Raw genomic sequence first — 16,511 nt, 5'->3', positions numbered from 1 at the left:
CCCTCCGGGGCCGGGGCCGGAGCCGCGGGTCCTACGTCGTGCGGCGCCGCCGGGCGCCCGGGCGGCGCTCCGAGGGGCGGGTGACCGGGTCGCCCGCCTCCAGTGCCGCCGCGCGGCGCTTCGCGCCGAACTCCGCCAGTGCCTCCGCCAGCTTCGTCACGGACGGTTCCGGGGACAGCACGTCCACGCGCAGGCCGTGCTCCTCCGCCGTCTTCGCGGTCGCCGGGCCGATGCAGGCGATCACCGTCACGTTGTGCGGCTTGCCCGCGATGCCGACCAGGTTCCGCACGGTCGACGACGACGTGAACAGCACCGCGTCGAAGCCGCCGCCCTTGATCGCCTCGCGGGTCTCGGCCGGCGGCGGCGACGCGCGCACGGTCCGGTACGCCGTGACGTCGTCGACCTCCCAGCCCAGCTCGATCAGCCCGGCCACGAGGGTCTCGGTCGCGATGTCGGCGCGCGGCAGGAACACCCGGTCGATCGGGTCGAAGACCGGGTCGTACGGCGGCCAGTCCTCCAGCAGCCCCGCCGCGGACTGCTCCCCGCTCGGCACCAGGTCCGGCTTGACGCCGAAGTCGATCAGGGCCTTCGCGGTCTGCTCGCCCACCGCCGCGACCTTGATCCCGGCGAAGGCGCGGGCGTCGAGCCCGTACTCCTCGAACTTCTCACGGACGGCCTTCACGGCGTTCACCGAGGTGAAGGCGATCCACTCGTAGCGGCCCGTGACGAGGCCCTTGACCGCGCGCTCCATCTGCTGCGGGGTGCGCGGCGGCTCGACGGCGATGGTCGGGACCTCGCTGGGCACGGCACCGTACGACCTGAGCTGGTCGGAGAGCGACGCCGCCTGCTCCTTGGTGCGCGGGACGAGGACCTTCCAGCCGAACAGCGGCTTGGACTCGAACCACGCGAGCTGGTCGCGCTGGGCGGCGGCGCTGCGCTCACCGACCACGGCTATGACGGGCCGGTGGCCCTCCGGGGACGGCAGCACCTTCGCCTGCTTCAGCGTCTGCGCGATCGAACCGAGCGTCGAGGTCCACGTCCGCTGCCGGGTGGTCGTCCCGGCGACGGTGACGGTCAGCGGCGTGTCCGGCTTGCGGCCGGCCGCGACGAGCTCACCGGCGGCGGAGGCGACGGAGTCCAGCGTCGTGGACACCACCACCGTGCCGTCGGACGCACCGACCTCGGTCCAGCAGCGGTCGCTCGCGGTGCGGGCGTCCACGAACCGGACGTCCGCGCCCTGGGCGTCGCGCAGCGGCACGCCGGCGTACGCGGGCACGCCGACCGCGGTGGCGACGCCGGGCACGACCTCGAAGGGGATGCCGGCGGCGGCGCAGGCGAGCATCTCGGCGCCCGCGTCACCGTCGAGCCCCGGGTCGCCGCTCAGCGCACGCACCACCCGCTTGCCGCCCCGCGCGGCCTCCATGACAAGATTGGCGGCGTCCCTCAACACCGGGACTCCGGCGGTCATTGACGCGTCGTCAACGACCGTCAGCTCGGGCGTGCTCACCCCCGCCCGCGCGTGGCCGCGTACGACGTCGAGCACCTCGGGCTCGGCGATCAGTACGTCCGCGCCCGCCAGCGCCTCGACGGCGCGCAGAGTCAGCAGCCCCGGATCACCGGGACCGGCGCCGAGGAAGGTGACGTGCCCGTACGCGGAGAACGCCGAGGAAGCCTTGGATGCAGTGGTGGGGCTCAAAGTGCTCGCTCCCCCATAAGACCGGCCGCGCCCTTGGCGAGCATCTCGGCCGCGAGTTCGCGACCGAGGGCCACCGCGTCGTCGTGCGACGTGGGTACGGGACCGGTGGTGGACAACTGCACCAGCGTGGAGCCGTCGGTCGTGCCGACGACGCCGCGCAGGCGCATCTCATGAACATCCTGTTCGCCGGCCGGCAGGTCGGCGAGCGCGCCCACGGGGGCGGAGCAGCCGGCCTCCAGGGCGGCGAGCAGGGACCGCTCCGCGGTCACGGCGGCGCGGGTGTGCGCGTCGTCGAGCTGGGCGAGCGCGGCGACCAGGTCGGCGTCGGCGGACAGGCACTCGACCGCGAGGGCGCCCTGGCCCGGGGCGGGCAGCACGACGTCGAACGGCAGGAACTCGGTGACCTCGTCGATCCGGCCGAGCCGGTTCAGCCCGGCGGCGGCCAGGACGACCGCGTCGAGCTCGCCGCTGCGGACGTAGCCGACGCGGGTGTCGACGTTCCCCCGGATGGCGACGGTCTCGATGCGCAGGCCGTGGTCGCGGGCGTACGCGTTGAGCTGCGCCATCCGGCGCGGCGCGCCGGTGCCGACGCGGATGACGCCGTCCCGCGCGCCCGCGGCCAGCTCCGCGAGCGGAAGCCCGTCGCGGGCGACGAGCACGTCGCGCGGGTCCTCGCGGACCGGGATCGCGGCGAGCACGAGGTCGTCGTGCTGCGCGGTCGGCAGGTCCTTGAGGGAGTGGACGGCGAAGTCCACCTCGCCGGCGAACAGCGCGTCGCGCAGCGCGGTGACGAAGACGCCCGTGCCGCCGATCTGCGCGAGGTGCTCGCGGGAGACGTCCCCGTAGGTGGTGATCTCGACGAGCTCCACGGGGCGGCCGGTCAGTCGGCGGACGGCGTCCGCGACGTGCCCGGACTGGGCCATGGCGAGCTTGCTGCGCCTGGTTCCCAGCTTCAGTGCCCTCTGGGTGCTCTGGGCCCTCTCGGTCATACTCGCCCTCGGTTCACGTCGGCGTCAGTCAGGTCGGCCCGCGAGACGGCGGCGACCGTCTCCGGGTCGAGGTCGAAGAGTGTGCGCAGCGCGTCGGCGTACCCGGCACCGCCGGGCTCGCTGGCGAGCTGCTTCACGCGCACGGTCGGCGCGTGCAGCAGCTTGTCGACGACGCGGCGCACCGTCTGGGTGATCTCGGCGCGCTGCTTCTCGTCGAGGCCGGGGAGCCGCCCCTCCAGGCGGGCCATCTCACCGGCGACGACATCGGCGGCCATCGTGCGCAGGGCGACGACGGTCGGGGTGATGTGCGCGGCGCGCTGGGCGGCGCCGAAGGCGGCGACCTCGTCGGCGACGATCCCGCGGACCTGGTCGACGTCGGCGGCCATGGGCGCGTCGGCGGACGCCTCGGCGAGGGACTCGATGTCGACGAGCCGGACGTTCACCATGTGGTGCACGGCGGCGTCGATGTCGCGGGGCATGGCCAGGTCGAGCAGGGCCAGCGGGGCCCTACGGCCCGTCATGGCGGTCTCGACGGCCGGGCCGTTCAGGACCAGGCCGGTCGCGCCCGTGCAGGAGACGACCACGTCGGCGCGGGCCAGCTCCTCGCCGACGGCGGACATGCGGACGGCGCGGGCGGCGACGCCCGTGCCACCGGGCTCGGTGAGGATCTGGACGAGGCGCTCGGCGCGCTCGGCCGTGCGGTTGGCGATGACGATCTCGTCGACGCCGGCGCGGGCGAGGGTCGCCGCGGCGAGCGACGACATGGAGCCGGCGCCGATGACGAGGGCGCGCTTGCCCTTCGCCCAGGCCGGTACGTCCACGCTGCCCACGGCGAGCTGCTCCAGGCCGAAGGTGACCAGGGACTGCCCGGCCCGGTCGATCCCGGTCTCGCTGTGGGCGCGCTTGCCGACCCGCAGGGCCTGCTGGAACAGGTCGTTCAGCAGGCGGCCCGCGGTGTGCAGCTCCTGGGCGCGCGCGAGGGCGTCCTTGATCTGGCCGAGGATCTGGCCCTCGCCGACGACCATCGAGTCCAGGCCGCAGGCCACGGAGAACAGGTGGTGGACGGCCCGGTCCTCGTAGTGCACGTACAGGAAGGGCGTGAGCTCCTCCAGGCCGACGCCGCTGTGCTGGGCGAGCAGCGTGGACAGCTCGGCGACACCGGCGTGGAACTTGTCCACGTCGGCGTAGAGCTCGATGCGGTTGCAGGTCGCCAGGACGGCGGCCTCGACGGCCGGCTCGGCGGCGAGGGCGTCCTGGAGCAGCTTGTTCTGCGTGTCGGAGTCGAGGGAGGCCCGCTCCAGCACGCTGACGGGCGCGCTGCGGTGGCTGAGGCCGACGACGAGGAGGCTCATGCCGGCATCACGGCGGGGACGTCCCCGTCCGGTCCCTTGCGGCCCGCGGTCGCCGCGGGGGCGGTCGCCGGGGCGGCGGCGCGCACGGCGGCGGCGGACGGGAGGCCGGCCTCGCCGACGGCCCCGTCCTCACCGGCCTTGCGCTGCTCGTGGAAGGCGAGGATCTGGAGTTCGATCGACAGGTCGACCTTGCGCACGTCGACGCCGTCCGGGACGGACAGGACGGTCGGCGCGAAGTTCAGGATGGAGGAGACCCCCGCGGCGACGAGCCGGTCGCAGACCTGCTGGGCGGCGCCGGCGGGCGTGGCGATGACGCCGATCGAGACGCCGTTCTCCTCGATGATCCTTTCGAGGTCGTCGATGTACTGGACGGGGATGCCCGCGACGGGCTTGCCGACCATGGACGGGTCGGCGTCGATCAGCGCCGCCACCCGGAAGCCCCGGGACGCGAAACCGCCGTAGTTGGCGAGGGCCGCGCCGAGGTTTCCGATGCCGACCATGACGATCGGCCAGTCCTGGGTCAGGCCCAGCTCGCGGGAGATCTGGTAGACGAGGTACTCGACGTCGTAGCCGACGCCGCGCGTGCCGTAGGAGCCGAGGTAGCTGAAGTCCTTGCGCAGCTTGGCGGAGTTGACCCCGGCGGCCGCGGCGAGCTCCTCGGACGAGACCGTGGGTACGGACCGCTCCGACAGGGCGGTGAGCGCCCGCAGGTACAGCGGAAGGCGGGCGACGGTGGCCTCGGGGATGCCTCGGCTACGGGTCGCCGGTCGGTGAGTTCGGCCAGTTGCCACGGTGCTCCTGCGGGATGAGCGGGGCTGCGGGCGGCCCGTCCCAAGACCGCCCCGTCGACAGCAGGCTATGTCTTTGTGAACGCGTGCACAAAGATGATGTCCGCTTTGTCCGCGCAAAGTGACCGGGGTCACGCGACCCGTTCGCGCCATCGCGGAACCATCGGAAGCCTCAGCGCGTTCGATCTTCGGATAGGGCAAAGCCGTACACACTCCCTACGATGACGCCCCCGAAACCGAACAAAAAGCATCCGATGGTAACCGCCTTCGGCCATCGTCGGCGCCGCCGCGCGCAAGCCTCGCCCCCGAACCGGCCCGGCCGGCTCCCGGTCACCCCGACAGCGCCTCCCGCAGCCGCGCCTCGTCCACCCGCCAGAACGTGTGCTGTTCGCCGTCCACCAGCACGACGGGGATCTGCTCCCAGTAGGCCCGGTGCAGCGCCTCGTTCCGTGTGATGTCCCTCTCCTCCCACACGGCGCCCGTCTCCGCGCAGACGCGCTCGACCACCGCGCGCGCGTCGTCGCACAGGTGGCACCCGGGCTTCCCGATGAGCGTGACGGTCCGCGGACCGGCGGGCCTCTTCTTCGTACGTCCGAACATGCGCCCATTGTCCGCGCCCCGGCGTGCCGCTTCACCCCTCCGCCGCCGAGGGTTCACACGGGGGCGTCCCACAAGTCGGGCGGTGGCGGACGCACTGGCTATGCTCACGACATGGCCGCACTCGGATGGCTCTCCCCTCGTAGGCGCCCCGCCACGGCGCGCAGCGTGCTGGCCGGCGAGGCCGCGGCGGAGGCGGCGCGCAAGACCTCCCAACAGTTGGAGCTCCTCGACCGGGCGCTGGCGCAAGCGGAACCGGAGGTCGAGTTCCCCGTCCGCGGCGACGCCCGCGCGGCTGCGTTCTTCGACCTGGACAACACGGTCATGCAGGGCGCCGCCCTCTTCCACTTCGGCCGCGGCCTGTACAAGCGGAAGTTCTTCCAGCGCCGCGAGCTGGCCCGGTTCGCCTGGCAGCAGGCATGGTTCCGGCTGGCCGGCGTCGAGGACCCGGAGCACATGCAGAACGCCCGCGAGAGCGCCCTGTCCATCGTCAAGGGCCACCGCGTCTCCGAGCTCGCGACCATCGGCGAGGAGATCTACGACGAGTACATGGCCGACCGGATCTGGCCCGGCACCCGCGCCCTCGCCCAGGCGCACCTGGACGCCGGACAGAAGGTGTGGCTCGTCACCGCGGCGCCCGTGGAGACGGCAACGATCATCGCCCGGCGGCTCGGGCTGACCGGCGCGCTGGGCACGGTCGCCGAGTCCGTCGACGGCGTGTACACCGGCCGCCTGGTCGGCGAACCGCTGCACGGCCCGGCCAAGGCGGAGGCCGTACGGGCCCTGGCCGCCGCGGAGGGGCTGGACCTGGACCGCTGCGCGGCGTACAGCGACTCGCACAACGACATCCCGATGCTGTCGCTGGTCGGCCACCCGTACGCGATCAACCCGGACGCGAAGCTGCGCCGGTACGCCAAGGAGCGGGAGTGGCGGCTGCGCGACTACCGGACGGGCCGCAAGGCCGCGAAGGTCGGGATCCCCGCCGCCGCGGGCGTGGGCGCGCTGGCGGGCGGCACGGCCGCCGCGGTGGCCCTGCACCGCCGCCGCCGCTGACCACCGGCTCGGGCGGGGACTCGGGCGCGGACGCGGGCGACGCCATTCGAGGGGGCCTACCCGCCGAAATCGGGCGCCAGTCGCGCCCGACGCATTCGGCCAGAACACGCCCCCTGGACAGACAGAAGTCGAATAAATTCGCTCAAAAAGCGGCGGTCAAGCGCGACACGCTGCGCTCTTTAAACGCAACAGAAACGACCGAAACGGCGATTTGAGCAACTCGGCGTAGCACTCCCTGTACGAAGCGTTATTCTCCTCAGACGCATACGGAACCCCCCACACGTCGCCACGACGAGTGAAAGGTCCCGCACTGCACGTGATGGAAGCTCTGCCTCTGGGAGTCCCGTGTACCCACACGTCGGGGTTGACGCCTCGGGCCTGGCTACGCTGCGCGCGACGGTCCTCGACCACTTGCGCGGCTTCGTCCCCACCGCGTACGCCGTCCCCGCATTCGCCGTACCAGTCCCCGCCGGTCCCTGCTACGCCCTGGCCGACGGCGGTGCCGCGGCCGTCGGAAGAAGGAGCGCCCGGAGCGGCGCGGGCGCCTCGACCACCGCCCGCCGACCCACCGCCGACAGCGACAGCGGCCGCATGATGGAGCTGGTCGAACGCGCCCAGGCCGGCGAGGCCGAGGCCTTCGGCCGTCTCTACGACCAGTACAGCGACACCGTCTACCGCTACATCTACTACCGCGTCGGCGGCAGGGCGACCGCCGAGGACCTGACCAGCGAGACCTTCCTGCGCGCCCTCCGCCGGATCTCCACCTTCACCTGGCAGGGCCGCGACTTCGGCGCCTGGCTGGTCACGATCGCGCGCAACCTGGTCGCCGACCACTTCAAATCGAGCCGGTTCCGGCTGGAAGTGACCACGGGTGAGATGCTCGACGCCAACGAGGTCGAGCGCAGCCCCGAGGACTCCGTCCTGGAGTCCCTCTCCAACGCCGCCCTGCTCGAAGCCGTCCGCAAGCTCAATCCCCAGCAGCAGGAGTGCGTCACGCTCCGCTTCCTGCACGGCCTGTCCGTCGCCGAGACCGCGCGCGTGATGGGCAAGAACGAGGGCGCGATCAAGACCCTCCAGTACCGCGCCGTGCGCACGCTCGCCCGGCTGCTCCCCGAAGACGCCCGCTGACCCACCGGGCCCCGTCCCCACCCGTCCCCGCCCCGCCCCGTCCCCCATCCCGTCCCCGTCTTGCGTCCCCCGTCCCGCCGCCGCCCCGACCGGCCCCCCTCCCCGCCAACTCACCCCTGGTGACCGCCTCATGACGCGCTGGTCCGATCATCTTCCGTCCGTAACCCAAGTGCCGCGACACTCGTTGTGCGGGACGCAGGCTCCCTCTGGTCGCACCCCGTCCACAGCCGTCCACCCGTCCGTGTGGATGTGTTCGACGCGTGCAACCTTCCGGACCCCCTGGGGAGTCGACCGTCATGACGAGAGGAGGTGCCGCCAGTGATCGCGAACGTATCGGCGCACCGGCGGGCGAACGCCTTCGCCCAGGCCCTGGAAGAACAGGCGGCCCAGCAGCCCGAGGCGTCGGCCCAACCCAGCGAGCAGAGTCGGCTCCTGGCCCTGGCGAACGGCCTCGGCGAACTGCCGAAGCCCACCATGGACCCCGAAGTGAAGGCGGTGCAGCGGGCCCAGCTCGTCGCCGCCATGGAAGCGATGTTCCAGGAGGGCACGGCCCTTGGCGACGCGCCCGCGGACCCCACGGTCCCCGAGCAGCGGACGTCGAGCGGTCGCGGCGCGCACCGCGCCGGTGCCCTCCGCAGACTGCGGCCCCGCAGCCGCTGGTCGAAGGGCCTGGCCGCCGGCGGCCTCACCGTGGGCGTGGCGGCGGGCGCGTTCGGCGGAGTCGCCGCCGCCAGTTCCGACGCCCTCCCCGGTGACTCCCTGTACGGGCTGAAGCGGGGCATGGAAGACCTGAAGCTCGGCCTCGCCGACGACGACGCCGACCGCGGCGAGATCCACCTCGACCACGCCTCCACCCGGCTCAGCGAGGCCCGCCGCCTGCTGGAACGCGTCCGGTCCGGCGAACTGGACCACGAGTCGCTGAACGAGATCCGCCGCACGCTCAGCGGCATGCAGCACCACGTGTCCGAAGGCCACCGCCTGCTCCGCCTCGCCTACGAGCGGGACGGCCGCATCGCCCCCATGGCCACCCTCGACTCGTTCGCCCGCAGCCACCGCGGCACGTGGGACGGCCTGCGCGCCAAGCTCCCGCCCCAGCTGACCGACGTGCGCGACCAGGTGACGTCCGTCTTCGACGCCATAGACCAACAGGTCGCCCCGCTCAAGTCACAGCTTCCCGACACCCCGGAGAAGAACGGTCGCGGCCCCGGCCGGCCCGGCGCCACCGACGGCTCGACCGGCCCCGGCCCCTCCAGCCAGGTCCCGTCCAGCCCGCACGCCCAGCCCTCGGGCGGCACCGACGGCACGGACGGCACGCCCGGCCCGTCCGACAGTTCGAGCAGGGCCACGGACGAGGGCCTCCTCGGCGGCGGCACGGGCGGCCTCCTCGACCCGGACGGTCCGAGCACATCGGCACCGCCCGCCCAGGACGGCCTCCAGGAGTCCCCGGCGACCGAGCCCGACGTGACCCTCCCGCCGCTGCTCCCCGGCATCCTCCCGGGCCTCGGCATCGACGGCGAGGACGTCCGCTAGCGACGCGTACGGCACGGAACCGGGCGCCGCTCCCCACGGAGCGGCGCCCGACGCCGTACCCGTACCCGTACGGTCAGAAGAACACCGACCGGCGGCGCACCAGCAGCTTGTACAGCGTGTGCTGGATCTGCTCCCGCACCTGGTCCGTCAGGTTGAACATCAGCATCGGGTCCTCCGCCGCCTCCGGCGCGTACCCGTCCGTCGGGATCGGCTCGCCGAACTGGATCGTCCACTTCGTGGGCAGCGGCAGCGCGCCCAGCGGACCCAGCCACGGGAACGTCGGCGTGATCGGGAAGTACGGGAGGCCCAGCAGCCGCGCCAGCGTCTTGGCGTTGCCGACCATGGGGTAGATCTCCTCCGCGCCGACGATCGAGCACGGCACGATCGGCACGCCCGCGCGCAGCGCCGTCGACACGAAGCCGCCCCGCCCGAACCGCTGCAGCTTGTACCGCTCGCCGAACGGCTTCCCGATCCCCTTGAAGCCCTCCGGCATCACCCCGACGACCTCACCGCGCTGGAGCAGCCGCTCCGCGTCCTCCGCGCACGCCAGCGTGTGCCCGGCCTTCCGGGCCAGTTCGCTGACGACGGGCAGCATGAACACCAGGTCCGCGGCGAGCAGCCGCAGGTGACGGCCTGCCGGATGGTGGTCGTGGACGGCGACCTGCATCATCAGCCCGTCCAGCGGCAGCGTCCCCGAGTGGTTCGCCACGACCAGGGCGCCGCCCTCGGCCGGGATGTTCTCGACGCCCCGCACCTCCACCCGGAAGTACTTCTCGTACAGGGGCCGCAGCAGCGACATCAGGACCTGGTCGGTGAGCTCCTCGTCGAAGCCGAACTCGTCGACCTCGTAGGCGCCGGTGACGCGGCGCCGCAGGAACGCCAGACCGCCCGCGATCCGCCGCTCCCAGCCACCGCCCCCGGCGTCCCGCCCCACCTCGGCTTCCCGCCCGGCCCTGGCGTCCTGTCCGGCCCTGGCGTCCTGTCCGGCCCCGGCGTCCCCGGCCTCCGGCGGGTGCGGGGCGTGCCCGTCGCCCCGCGGCCCGGGCGCCTCCGGAGCGGCCTGTCCCGGCAGCGGGGTCACCGGGCGGGCCGGAGCGCCCGGGGAGGCCCTCCTGCGGCCCGTGCGGGGCGCACCGCCGCGCGGCCGGTCCTCGTCGAAGGGGATGACCTTGGCGTCCGCCATCGTTAGCCCGCGCTCCTTGTCCCGGCGGTTCCACGCCGCTTCGCCGTCCGCGCCGTCCGCGCGGCCACACCGTCGCCGAGCCTGGCCGCCACCCCGTCGACGGCCGCCGCCAGCGCGGCCGGCGGCAGCAGGCCGGGCCCCCGGTGCCGTACGAAGTCCGCGAAGGTCTCCGCCGTCGTGTAGGTGGGGTCGAACCCGAGGGTCTCGCGCATCTGGACCGTGCTGACGACCCGGCCGTGCGTGAGGAGGCGGATCTGCTCGGGTGAGAAGTCGCTCACCCCGAACGTCCGCAGGGCCGTACCGGCCCAGGTGACGGCCGGCGGCAGCAGCGGGAGCGTCGGCCGGCCCAGGCGCCGGGCGCACTGCGACAGGGTCAGCACCCCGTCCCCGGCGATGTTGAACGTCCCGCTGTTGAGCGTGCCGCGGCGCGGCTCCGACGAGGCGATGCGCAGCACGTCGAGCACGTCGTCCTCGTGGACGAACTGGAGCCGCGGGTCGTACCCGAGGACCGTGGGCAGCACCGGCAGCGAGAAGTACTGGGCCAGCGGGGAGTCGGCGCCGGGACCGAGGATGTTCGCGAAGCGCAGCACGCACACGGCGACGTCGGGGCGGCGCCGGGCGAAGCCCCGTACGTACCCCTCGACCTCGGCGACGTCCTTCGCGAAGCCGCCGCCGGGCAGCGACTTGGGCGGGGTCGTCTCGGTGAAGACCGCCGGGTCGCGCGGGGCGGAGCCGTACACGCCGGTACTGGAGCGGACGACGACGCGCCCGACGGTGGGGCACTTCTGGCAGGCGCCGAGCAACTGCATCGTGCCGATGACGTTGGTCTCCTTGGCCGCGGCCCGGCCGCCCCCGCCCGCCGGCGGGGACGCGGAGACGTCCATGTGGACGACGGTGTCGACGCCGTGCTCGGCCAGGACGCGGCCGATGGCGAACTGCCTGATGTCGGCGCGGACGAAAACGGCGCCGTCCAGCGGGTGCTCGGGGGCGACCGCGTCCACCGCGACGACCCGGTCGACACCGGGATCGCGCACGACGCGCCGTACGAAACGGCCGGCGAGCTGCCTGGCCACCCCGGTGACGAGCACGACCCTGCCCACGTTCAGCGCCTTCCGTTCGGTCCCCGCGACGCGTGTGGCTGCCACCGTAACCGGTCCGTGCCGCTCCACGACGGCCACGGCCCCCGGAACGTCCGGAACCGGAGCCCCCGGAAACGGCCGGAACATGACCGCGGCCCTCCCACCGGAACCGGTGGGAGGGCCGCGAGGCGCACGTACAGCCGCCGCTTACTTCTTGTTACGGCGCTGAACACGGGTGCGCTTCAGAAGCTTGCGGTGCTTCTTCTTCGCCATCCGCTTGCGCCGCTTCTTGATAACAGAGCCCACGACTACCCTCGCTCACTTCTCGGAACACCCCCGCATGAGCGGGGATCTCGGTGCGGGGCGTCTGGGCCCACACGACCTACGTCGGCCTAGCCTACCCGCCAGAGCGCCGAGCTCGTAATCCGAGGGCGGTGAAAGGACTCCGGACTACGCGGTCTCCACCCCCACGAAGGACTCGCGGAGGTATTCGTGCACCGCCTGCTCTGGCACCCGGAAGGACCTCCCCACCCGAATCGCCGGCAAATGACCGCTGTGCACCAGCCGGTACACCGTCATCTTCGACACGCGCATCACCGAGGCGACTTCCGCCACGGTGAGGAACTTGACCTCGTTGAGAGGAGTCTCGCCAGCAGCAACCATGACCCACCTGTACCTTCCGCACATGACGTCACCGGCTTCCCCTCCGGTGACTCTTCGTCGCCGTGCGCTCACTCCCCAGACTAGGGGCGGTTGATACGGGTGGGGAAGAGGAGCAGCCACCCGCCGCCTACGGTGACAGACACGCCCGATTGAGTACATAGCGAGTAAGCGGGCGGTAGTAATCGGACCGCACCGCGTCGTCGAGCGGCACGGCGACCGCCACCTGCCCCTCGGCCTCCCCGACGAACAGCGCGGGGTCGTCCGTGTCGGCCAGCCCGATGGCCTCGATGCCTAGCTGACCTGCCCCGCAGACCCATCCGTGGTCCCCCACCACCAGCTCCGGAAGGGGCCCACCGGCCTCGGCCGCGGCCCCGAGAGCGACCCTGACCGGCAGGGGCGAGTGGGTGTGCACGCCGGGCTCACAACCGGCGCCTTCGCCCCGCGGTTCCCGTACGAGCGCGACTCCCCGGGCGTAGTCGAGACGGTGGGTACGTACGCCGAATCGGGTCGTTATGTCGATACATCTCCCCTGCGCGGGGGTGAGAACGGGACAGCCTGCCGACGACAGGGCGTCTGCCAACGTGGCGTAGAAGCCCAGCAGCCGGTGGGGGTGCCCGGTCCCGAACAGCACGGGGGCGCGGCGCCGGGCGGCGGCGGCGAGCCGCCCCGCGAACGCGTCCAGCGCGTCGAGGGTCCGCTCGGGATCGATGACATCCTGCCCGGTGCGGTGCCCGGGGTCCTCGGACACCCCGCACCTGTCGGCCATGAGCCGCAGCAGGTCCCGTTCGTCCCACCGCCGTTCGGGGGCGAGCCCGAGCGTGACCCGCGGGTCGCGGGCGGCGAACAGCCGGTAGTTTCGCAGGCTCTTCTCGCGCGCGGTGGCGACGGGCCCGGCCAGTCCGGCCGCCAGCAGGTGCGCGCGCAGCGCCCCGGTACTCAGCACTCCGTCGATGGTGCCGCACGGGACCGGGCGCCGCGCCGGGAACGGCCGGGCACCGCACGGTCGGCCTAACGGCGCCCTGCCCCCCGTCACGGCTGGACGAGGAGCCCGCGCAGCGGGAACACGGCCTTGCGGGTCGCCAGGACGGCCTGGTCGAGCCGGTCCTCGGGATCGTAGCCGTCCTCCCAGGGCCGCCAGGTGACGGGCCACCGCCCGTCGGTCATGCGCCGCGGCCCGGGCAGCCGGGTCCGCGCGTACACGACGTCCCGCCAGGACTGCGGGACGGCCGTCTCGGGCGGCACGTCGGCCCCGGCGGCGATGCCCACGAGGTGCGCCCAGGACCGCGGTACGACGTCGACGACCGCGTAGCCGCCACCGCCGAGGGCCACCCAGCGACCGCCTTCGACGTGTTCGTCGGCCAGGCCCCGGCAGGCCAGTTGGACGGCCCGCTGGGCGTCGAGGGAGACGGCGAGGTGGGCGAGCGGGTCCTCGAAGTGGGTGTCGGCGCCGTGCTGGGTGACGAGGACCTGCGGCCGGAAGTCGGCGAGCAGTTCGGGGACGACGGCGTGGAACGCCCGCAGCCAGCCGGCGTCGCCGGTCCCGGCGGGCAGGGCGATGTTGACGGCGCTGCCTTCGCCGGGGCCCCGGCCGGTCTCCTCGGGCCATCCGGTGCCGGGGAAGAGCGTGCGGGGGTGTTCGTGGAGGGAGATCGTGAGGACCCGCGGGTCGTCCTGGAACACGGCCTGCACGCCGTCGCCGTGGTGGACGTCCACGTCGAGGTAGGCGACGCGTTCGGCCCCGAGTTCGAGGAGCCGGGCGATGGCGAGGGCGGCGTCGTTGTAGACGCAGAACCCGGCGGCGGCCCCGGGCATGGCGTGGTGGAGGCCGCCGGTGAAGTTGACGGCGCGGGCGGCGTCCCCGCGCCACACGGCCTCGGCGGCGCCGACGGACAGCCCGGCGATGCGGGCGGACGCCTCGTGCATGCCGGGGAACGCCGGGTCGTCGGCGGTGCCCAGCCCGTACGCCTGGTCGGCGCGGGCCGGGTCGGCGGACGCGGCGCGCACGGCGGCGACGTAGTCCTCGCGGTGGACGAGCCGCAGCGTGGAGTCCCCGGCGGGCCTGGCGGACCTGATGTCGACGGCCCGGTCGACGTCGAGGGCCCGCACCAACTCCATGGTCAGCGCGAGCCGTACGGGGTCCATGGGGTGGCCGGGGCCGAAGTCGTACCCGGTTACTGCGTCATCCCACATCAACAGTGCGCGGCCGCTCATGACCGCCACCGTATCGGTCGGTGCGCCCGGCGAAGGAACCGGCGTACGGGAGCGCCGCCAGCACGAGCACGAGCGGCACCACCATGGCCCAGCGCGGGCTCCACGCCTCGCCGAGGGCACCGACGAGCGGCGCCCCGACGAGGAGGCCGGCGTAGGTGGAGGCGTTGAGCCGCGCGACGGCCGCGTCGGCGGCCGGTGGGCCGTGCCCGGCGGCGGTGGCGTGCCGCCCGGCGGCGGCGAAGGTCTGCGGGACGATGACGCTCAGCCCGAGCCCGAGGACGGCGAACCCGGCGAGCCCGGTCCACGGCCCGGGCGCCGCGGCGACGGCGGCGAACCCGCCGGACGCGAGGAGGGCGCCGCCCCGCACGACGGCGACGGCCCCGTACCGCCGCACGACGAGGTCGCCCACGGCCCTCCCGAGCAGGGTGGTGGCCATGTACGCGCTGTACGGCAGGGTGGCGAACGCCTCGGAGCCGCCGAGGACGTCCCGGAGGTAGGTGGCGCTCCAGTGGGAGACGGTGGCGTCCCCGACGTACGCGAACGCCGCGACGAGGCACAGCGGCAGCAGGGTCCGCCCGGCCGGGCGCCGCCCGCCCCCGGCGCGGGGCGGGGTACGGGACGGGGTACGGAGCGGGGTGCCGGGCTGGGTGCCGTCGATCCGCCGGTCGCCGTACCGGCGGCCGGCGAGGAGGACGACGGCCAGCAGCGGCAGGACGAGGGGCGGGTAGAACCGGTCGAGCGGCAATCCGAGCCGGGCGCCGCCCCAGGCGAGGCCCGCGCCGGCGATCCCGCCGAGGCTGTACGCGGCGTGGAGGCCGAGCATGATGCTCCGCCCGTACTCCCGCTGGAGGCTGACGCCGAGCATGTTCATGGACGCGTCGAGCGCGCCGGCGGCGAGTCCGAACACGCCGAGGGCGACGCCCAGCTGCCACGCCCGCCCGCCGACGCCGATCCCGGCGAGCGCGAGGAGCACGACGGGCTGCGCCCACCGCAGGACGGTACGGGCGGGGACGCGGGTGACGAGGGCACCGGTGGCGACGCTGCCGAGCCCGGCGAGCAGGGGCACGCCGGCGAGGTGGACGGGCAGGTGGGCGTCGGGGATGCCGTACTGCTGCTGGACGGCGGGGACGCGGGTGACGAGCAGCGCGAAGGCGGTGCCCTGCGCGAGGAAGGAGAGGGCCAGCGCGCGCCGCGCGCGCCGCAGCCGCGCTTCGGTCATGGCCGGAGAGGGTACGGCGGTGACGGTCCGCCGGACAGGGGTGTCACAGGAGGAGCGCGGGCAGCCGGGTCATGTCGTCGAAGTAGCCGTGGGCACCGGGGAGTTCGTCGGGGGTGCTCATGGCGGTGAAGGCGTACACGTCCATGCCGGCGGCGCGGGCGGCCTGGACGCCGAGGGGGCTGTCCTCGACGACGGCGCACCGCTGGGGGGCGGCCCCCATCCGTTCGGCCGCGTGGAGGAACAGGTCGGGGGCGGGCTTGCCACGGCCGACGTCCTGGGCGCTGAACACGGTGCCGGGCGTGAACCACAGGTCGAGGCCGGTCTTGCGGTGCCCGACGCGGATCCGTTCGTGGCTGCCGGAGGAGGCGACGCAGTAGGGCACGCCGTCGGCGACGAGCTTGCCGAGGACGTCGGTCACTCCGGCGACGGCGATGAGGTCGCGTTCGAAGGCGGCGAAGACCCGGGCGTGGAAGGTCTCGTCGAAATCGTCGGGCAGTCGCTGCCCGGTCCGTTCGAGGATGGTGTCGTGGATGCGGTGCGTGGCGCCCCCCATGTAGTCGCGGAGGGATTCCTCGTACGTGGTGGGGTGGCCCAGTTCGGTCAGGTAACCGGCCAGGATGGCGTTGGAGAGGGGCTCGCTGTCCACGAGGACACCGTCGTTGTCGAATATGACCAGGTCGTAGCGCATGAACCCACCCTAAGCACAAAAAAAGCCTCGGTCCGGGGAACGAGGTTCCCTGGACCGAGGCTGAAGAATTGTTCGGCGGTGTCCTACTCTCCCACAGGGTCCCCCCTGCAGTACCATCGGCGCTGAAAGGCTTAGCTTCCGGGTTCGGAATGTAACCGGGCGTTTCCCTAACGCTATGACCACCGAAACACTATGAAGATATCGAACTCAACCAGCACGGGAGTTCGTTACTTCAGAACTAACACAGTGGACGCGAGCAACTGAGGACAAGCCCTCGGCCTATTAGTACCGGTCAACTCCACCCATCACTGGGCTTCCATATCCGGCCTATCAAC

The 16,511-nt window shown here is 73.2% G+C and carries 16 protein-coding genes and 1 rRNA gene; 3 read left to right on the top strand and 14 right to left on the bottom strand.

All coding sequences use genetic code 11. The features are described from left to right. Nucleotides 1-31 precede the first annotated feature (31 nt). The 5 genes from AC07D6_RS05885 to AC07D6_RS05865 all read right to left on the bottom strand — a co-directional run bounded on the left by AC07D6_RS05885 (nt 32) and on the right by AC07D6_RS05865 (nt 5,425). The gene (locus AC07D6_RS05885) at nt 32-1,696 is read right to left on the bottom strand and encodes a bifunctional uroporphyrinogen-III C-methyltransferase/uroporphyrinogen-III synthase (protein ID WP_479042377.1); all 1,665 of its coding nucleotides are present in this window, start codon (nt 1,694-1,696) and stop codon (nt 32-34) included. After that, complete coding sequence (hemC, locus tag AC07D6_RS05880) at nt 1,693-2,685, bottom strand: hydroxymethylbilane synthase (RefSeq protein ID WP_479042375.1); 993 nt, start codon at nt 2,683-2,685, stop codon at nt 1,693-1,695. The genes AC07D6_RS05885 and hemC overlap by 4 nt, the downstream gene beginning before the upstream one ends. Next, a complete protein-coding gene (locus AC07D6_RS05875; protein WP_479042372.1) occupies nt 2,682-4,037 on the bottom strand; it encodes a glutamyl-tRNA reductase in 1,356 nt (451 codons plus the stop codon). The genes hemC and AC07D6_RS05875 overlap by 4 nt, the downstream gene beginning before the upstream one ends. After that, nucleotides 4,034-4,828 carry a redox-sensing transcriptional repressor Rex gene (locus AC07D6_RS05870; protein ID WP_315876646.1) on the bottom strand — a complete coding sequence of 265 codons (795 nt, stop codon included), beginning with the start codon at nt 4,826-4,828 and terminating at the stop codon, nt 4,034-4,036. The genes AC07D6_RS05875 and AC07D6_RS05870 overlap by 4 nt, the downstream gene beginning before the upstream one ends. Nucleotides 4,829-5,155: 327 nt before the next feature. Further along, on the bottom strand, nt 5,156-5,425 hold the full coding sequence (locus tag AC07D6_RS05865; RefSeq protein WP_479042369.1) for a glutaredoxin family protein: 270 nt from the start codon (nt 5,423-5,425) through the stop codon (nt 5,156-5,158). 111 nt (nt 5,426-5,536) lie between these two features. Here AC07D6_RS05865 and AC07D6_RS05860 point away from each other — a divergent pair, with 111 nt between their 5' ends. The 3 genes from AC07D6_RS05860 (at nt 5,537) to AC07D6_RS05850 (ending at nt 9,133) form a co-directional block, all read left to right on the top strand. After that, the gene (locus AC07D6_RS05860) at nt 5,537-6,475 is read left to right on the top strand and encodes an HAD family hydrolase (RefSeq protein ID WP_315876643.1); all 939 of its coding nucleotides are present in this window, start codon (nt 5,537-5,539) and stop codon (nt 6,473-6,475) included. Nucleotides 6,476-6,820: 345 nt separating this feature from the next. Further along, nucleotides 6,821-7,603 (top strand): ECF subfamily RNA polymerase sigma factor, BldN family, encoded by a 783-nt coding sequence (locus tag AC07D6_RS05855; RefSeq protein WP_315876642.1) that lies wholly within the window; start codon nt 6,821-6,823, stop codon nt 7,601-7,603. A gap of 318 nt (nt 7,604-7,921) precedes the next feature. After that, a complete protein-coding gene (locus AC07D6_RS05850) occupies nt 7,922-9,133 on the top strand; it encodes a DUF5667 domain-containing protein (protein ID WP_479042366.1) in 1,212 nt (403 codons plus the stop codon). 73 nt (nt 9,134-9,206) lie between these two features. Here AC07D6_RS05850 and AC07D6_RS05845 read toward each other — a convergent pair whose 3' ends face one another. The 9 genes from AC07D6_RS05845 to rrf form a co-directional block, all read right to left on the bottom strand. Next, nucleotides 9,207-10,316: a lysophospholipid acyltransferase family protein gene (locus AC07D6_RS05845; protein ID WP_479042364.1), complete on the bottom strand. Its 1,110-nt coding sequence runs from the start codon at nt 10,314-10,316 to the stop codon at nt 9,207-9,209. Between the two features lie 2 nt (nt 10,317-10,318). Beyond that, on the bottom strand, nt 10,319-11,416 hold the full coding sequence (locus AC07D6_RS05840) for an NAD-dependent epimerase/dehydratase family protein (protein ID WP_479042959.1): 1,098 nt from the start codon (nt 11,414-11,416) through the stop codon (nt 10,319-10,321). Between the two features lie 186 nt (nt 11,417-11,602). Then, nucleotides 11,603-11,701, bottom strand: coding sequence for a 30S ribosomal protein bS22 (locus AC07D6_RS05835; RefSeq protein ID WP_003948845.1), 99 nt, complete (start codon nt 11,699-11,701; stop codon nt 11,603-11,605). 144 nt (nt 11,702-11,845) lie between these two features. Further along, nucleotides 11,846-12,058: a helix-turn-helix domain-containing protein gene (locus tag AC07D6_RS05830; RefSeq protein WP_058944276.1), complete on the bottom strand. Its 213-nt coding sequence runs from the start codon at nt 12,056-12,058 to the stop codon at nt 11,846-11,848. Between the two features lie 127 nt (nt 12,059-12,185). Beyond that, nucleotides 12,186-13,001: a phosphatase gene (locus AC07D6_RS05825; protein ID WP_315876636.1), complete on the bottom strand. Its 816-nt coding sequence runs from the start codon at nt 12,999-13,001 to the stop codon at nt 12,186-12,188. 86 nt (nt 13,002-13,087) lie between these two features. Further along, entirely contained in the window at nt 13,088-14,269 is a 1,182-nt protein-coding gene (locus AC07D6_RS05820) for an acetoin utilization protein AcuC (RefSeq protein ID WP_315876635.1), read from the bottom strand. Then, the gene (locus tag AC07D6_RS05815) at nt 14,238-15,488 is read right to left on the bottom strand and encodes an MFS transporter (protein ID WP_479042361.1); all 1,251 of its coding nucleotides are present in this window, start codon (nt 15,486-15,488) and stop codon (nt 14,238-14,240) included. Before AC07D6_RS05815 ends, AC07D6_RS05820 begins: the two co-directional genes overlap by 32 nt. Before the next feature lie 43 nt (nt 15,489-15,531). Further along, nucleotides 15,532-16,176, bottom strand: a complete 645-nt coding sequence (locus AC07D6_RS05810) for an HAD family hydrolase (RefSeq protein WP_479042359.1) — start codon at nt 16,174-16,176, stop codon at nt 15,532-15,534. 70 nt (nt 16,177-16,246) lie between these two features. Next, nucleotides 16,247-16,363, bottom strand: a 5S ribosomal RNA gene (gene rrf / locus AC07D6_RS05805). Between the last annotated feature and the right edge of the window lie 148 nt (nt 16,364-16,511).

This window comes from Streptomyces sp. NPDC045287 (genome assembly GCF_056432325.1).
Note: the sequence above shows the minus strand (reverse complement) of the source record. Positions and strands in the feature narration are given on the sequence as shown.

Coding starts and splice junctions, on each gene's coding strand:
- hemC (WP_479042375.1), bottom strand. CDS start 2,685: ATGACCGAGAGGGCCCAGAGCACCCAGAGGGCACTGAAGCTGGGAACC.
- AC07D6_RS05875 (WP_479042372.1), bottom strand. CDS start 4,037: ATGAGCCTCCTCGTCGTCGGCCTCAGCCACCGCAGCGCGCCCGTCAGC.
- AC07D6_RS05865 (WP_479042369.1), bottom strand. CDS start 5,425: ATGTTCGGACGTACGAAGAAGAGGCCCGCCGGTCCGCGGACCGTCACG.
- AC07D6_RS05860 (WP_315876643.1), top strand. CDS start 5,537: ATGGCCGCACTCGGATGGCTCTCCCCTCGTAGGCGCCCCGCCACGGCG.
- AC07D6_RS05845 (WP_479042364.1), bottom strand. CDS start 10,316: ATGGCGGACGCCAAGGTCATCCCCTTCGACGAGGACCGGCCGCGCGGC.
- AC07D6_RS05830 (WP_058944276.1), bottom strand. CDS start 12,058: ATGGTTGCTGCTGGCGAGACTCCTCTCAACGAGGTCAAGTTCCTCACC.
- AC07D6_RS05820 (WP_315876635.1), bottom strand. CDS start 14,269: ATGAGCGGCCGCGCACTGTTGATGTGGGATGACGCAGTAACCGGGTAC.
- AC07D6_RS05815 (WP_479042361.1), bottom strand. CDS start 15,488: ATGACCGAAGCGCGGCTGCGGCGCGCGCGGCGCGCGCTGGCCCTCTCC.
- AC07D6_RS05810 (WP_479042359.1), bottom strand. CDS start 16,176: ATGCGCTACGACCTGGTCATATTCGACAACGACGGTGTCCTCGTGGAC.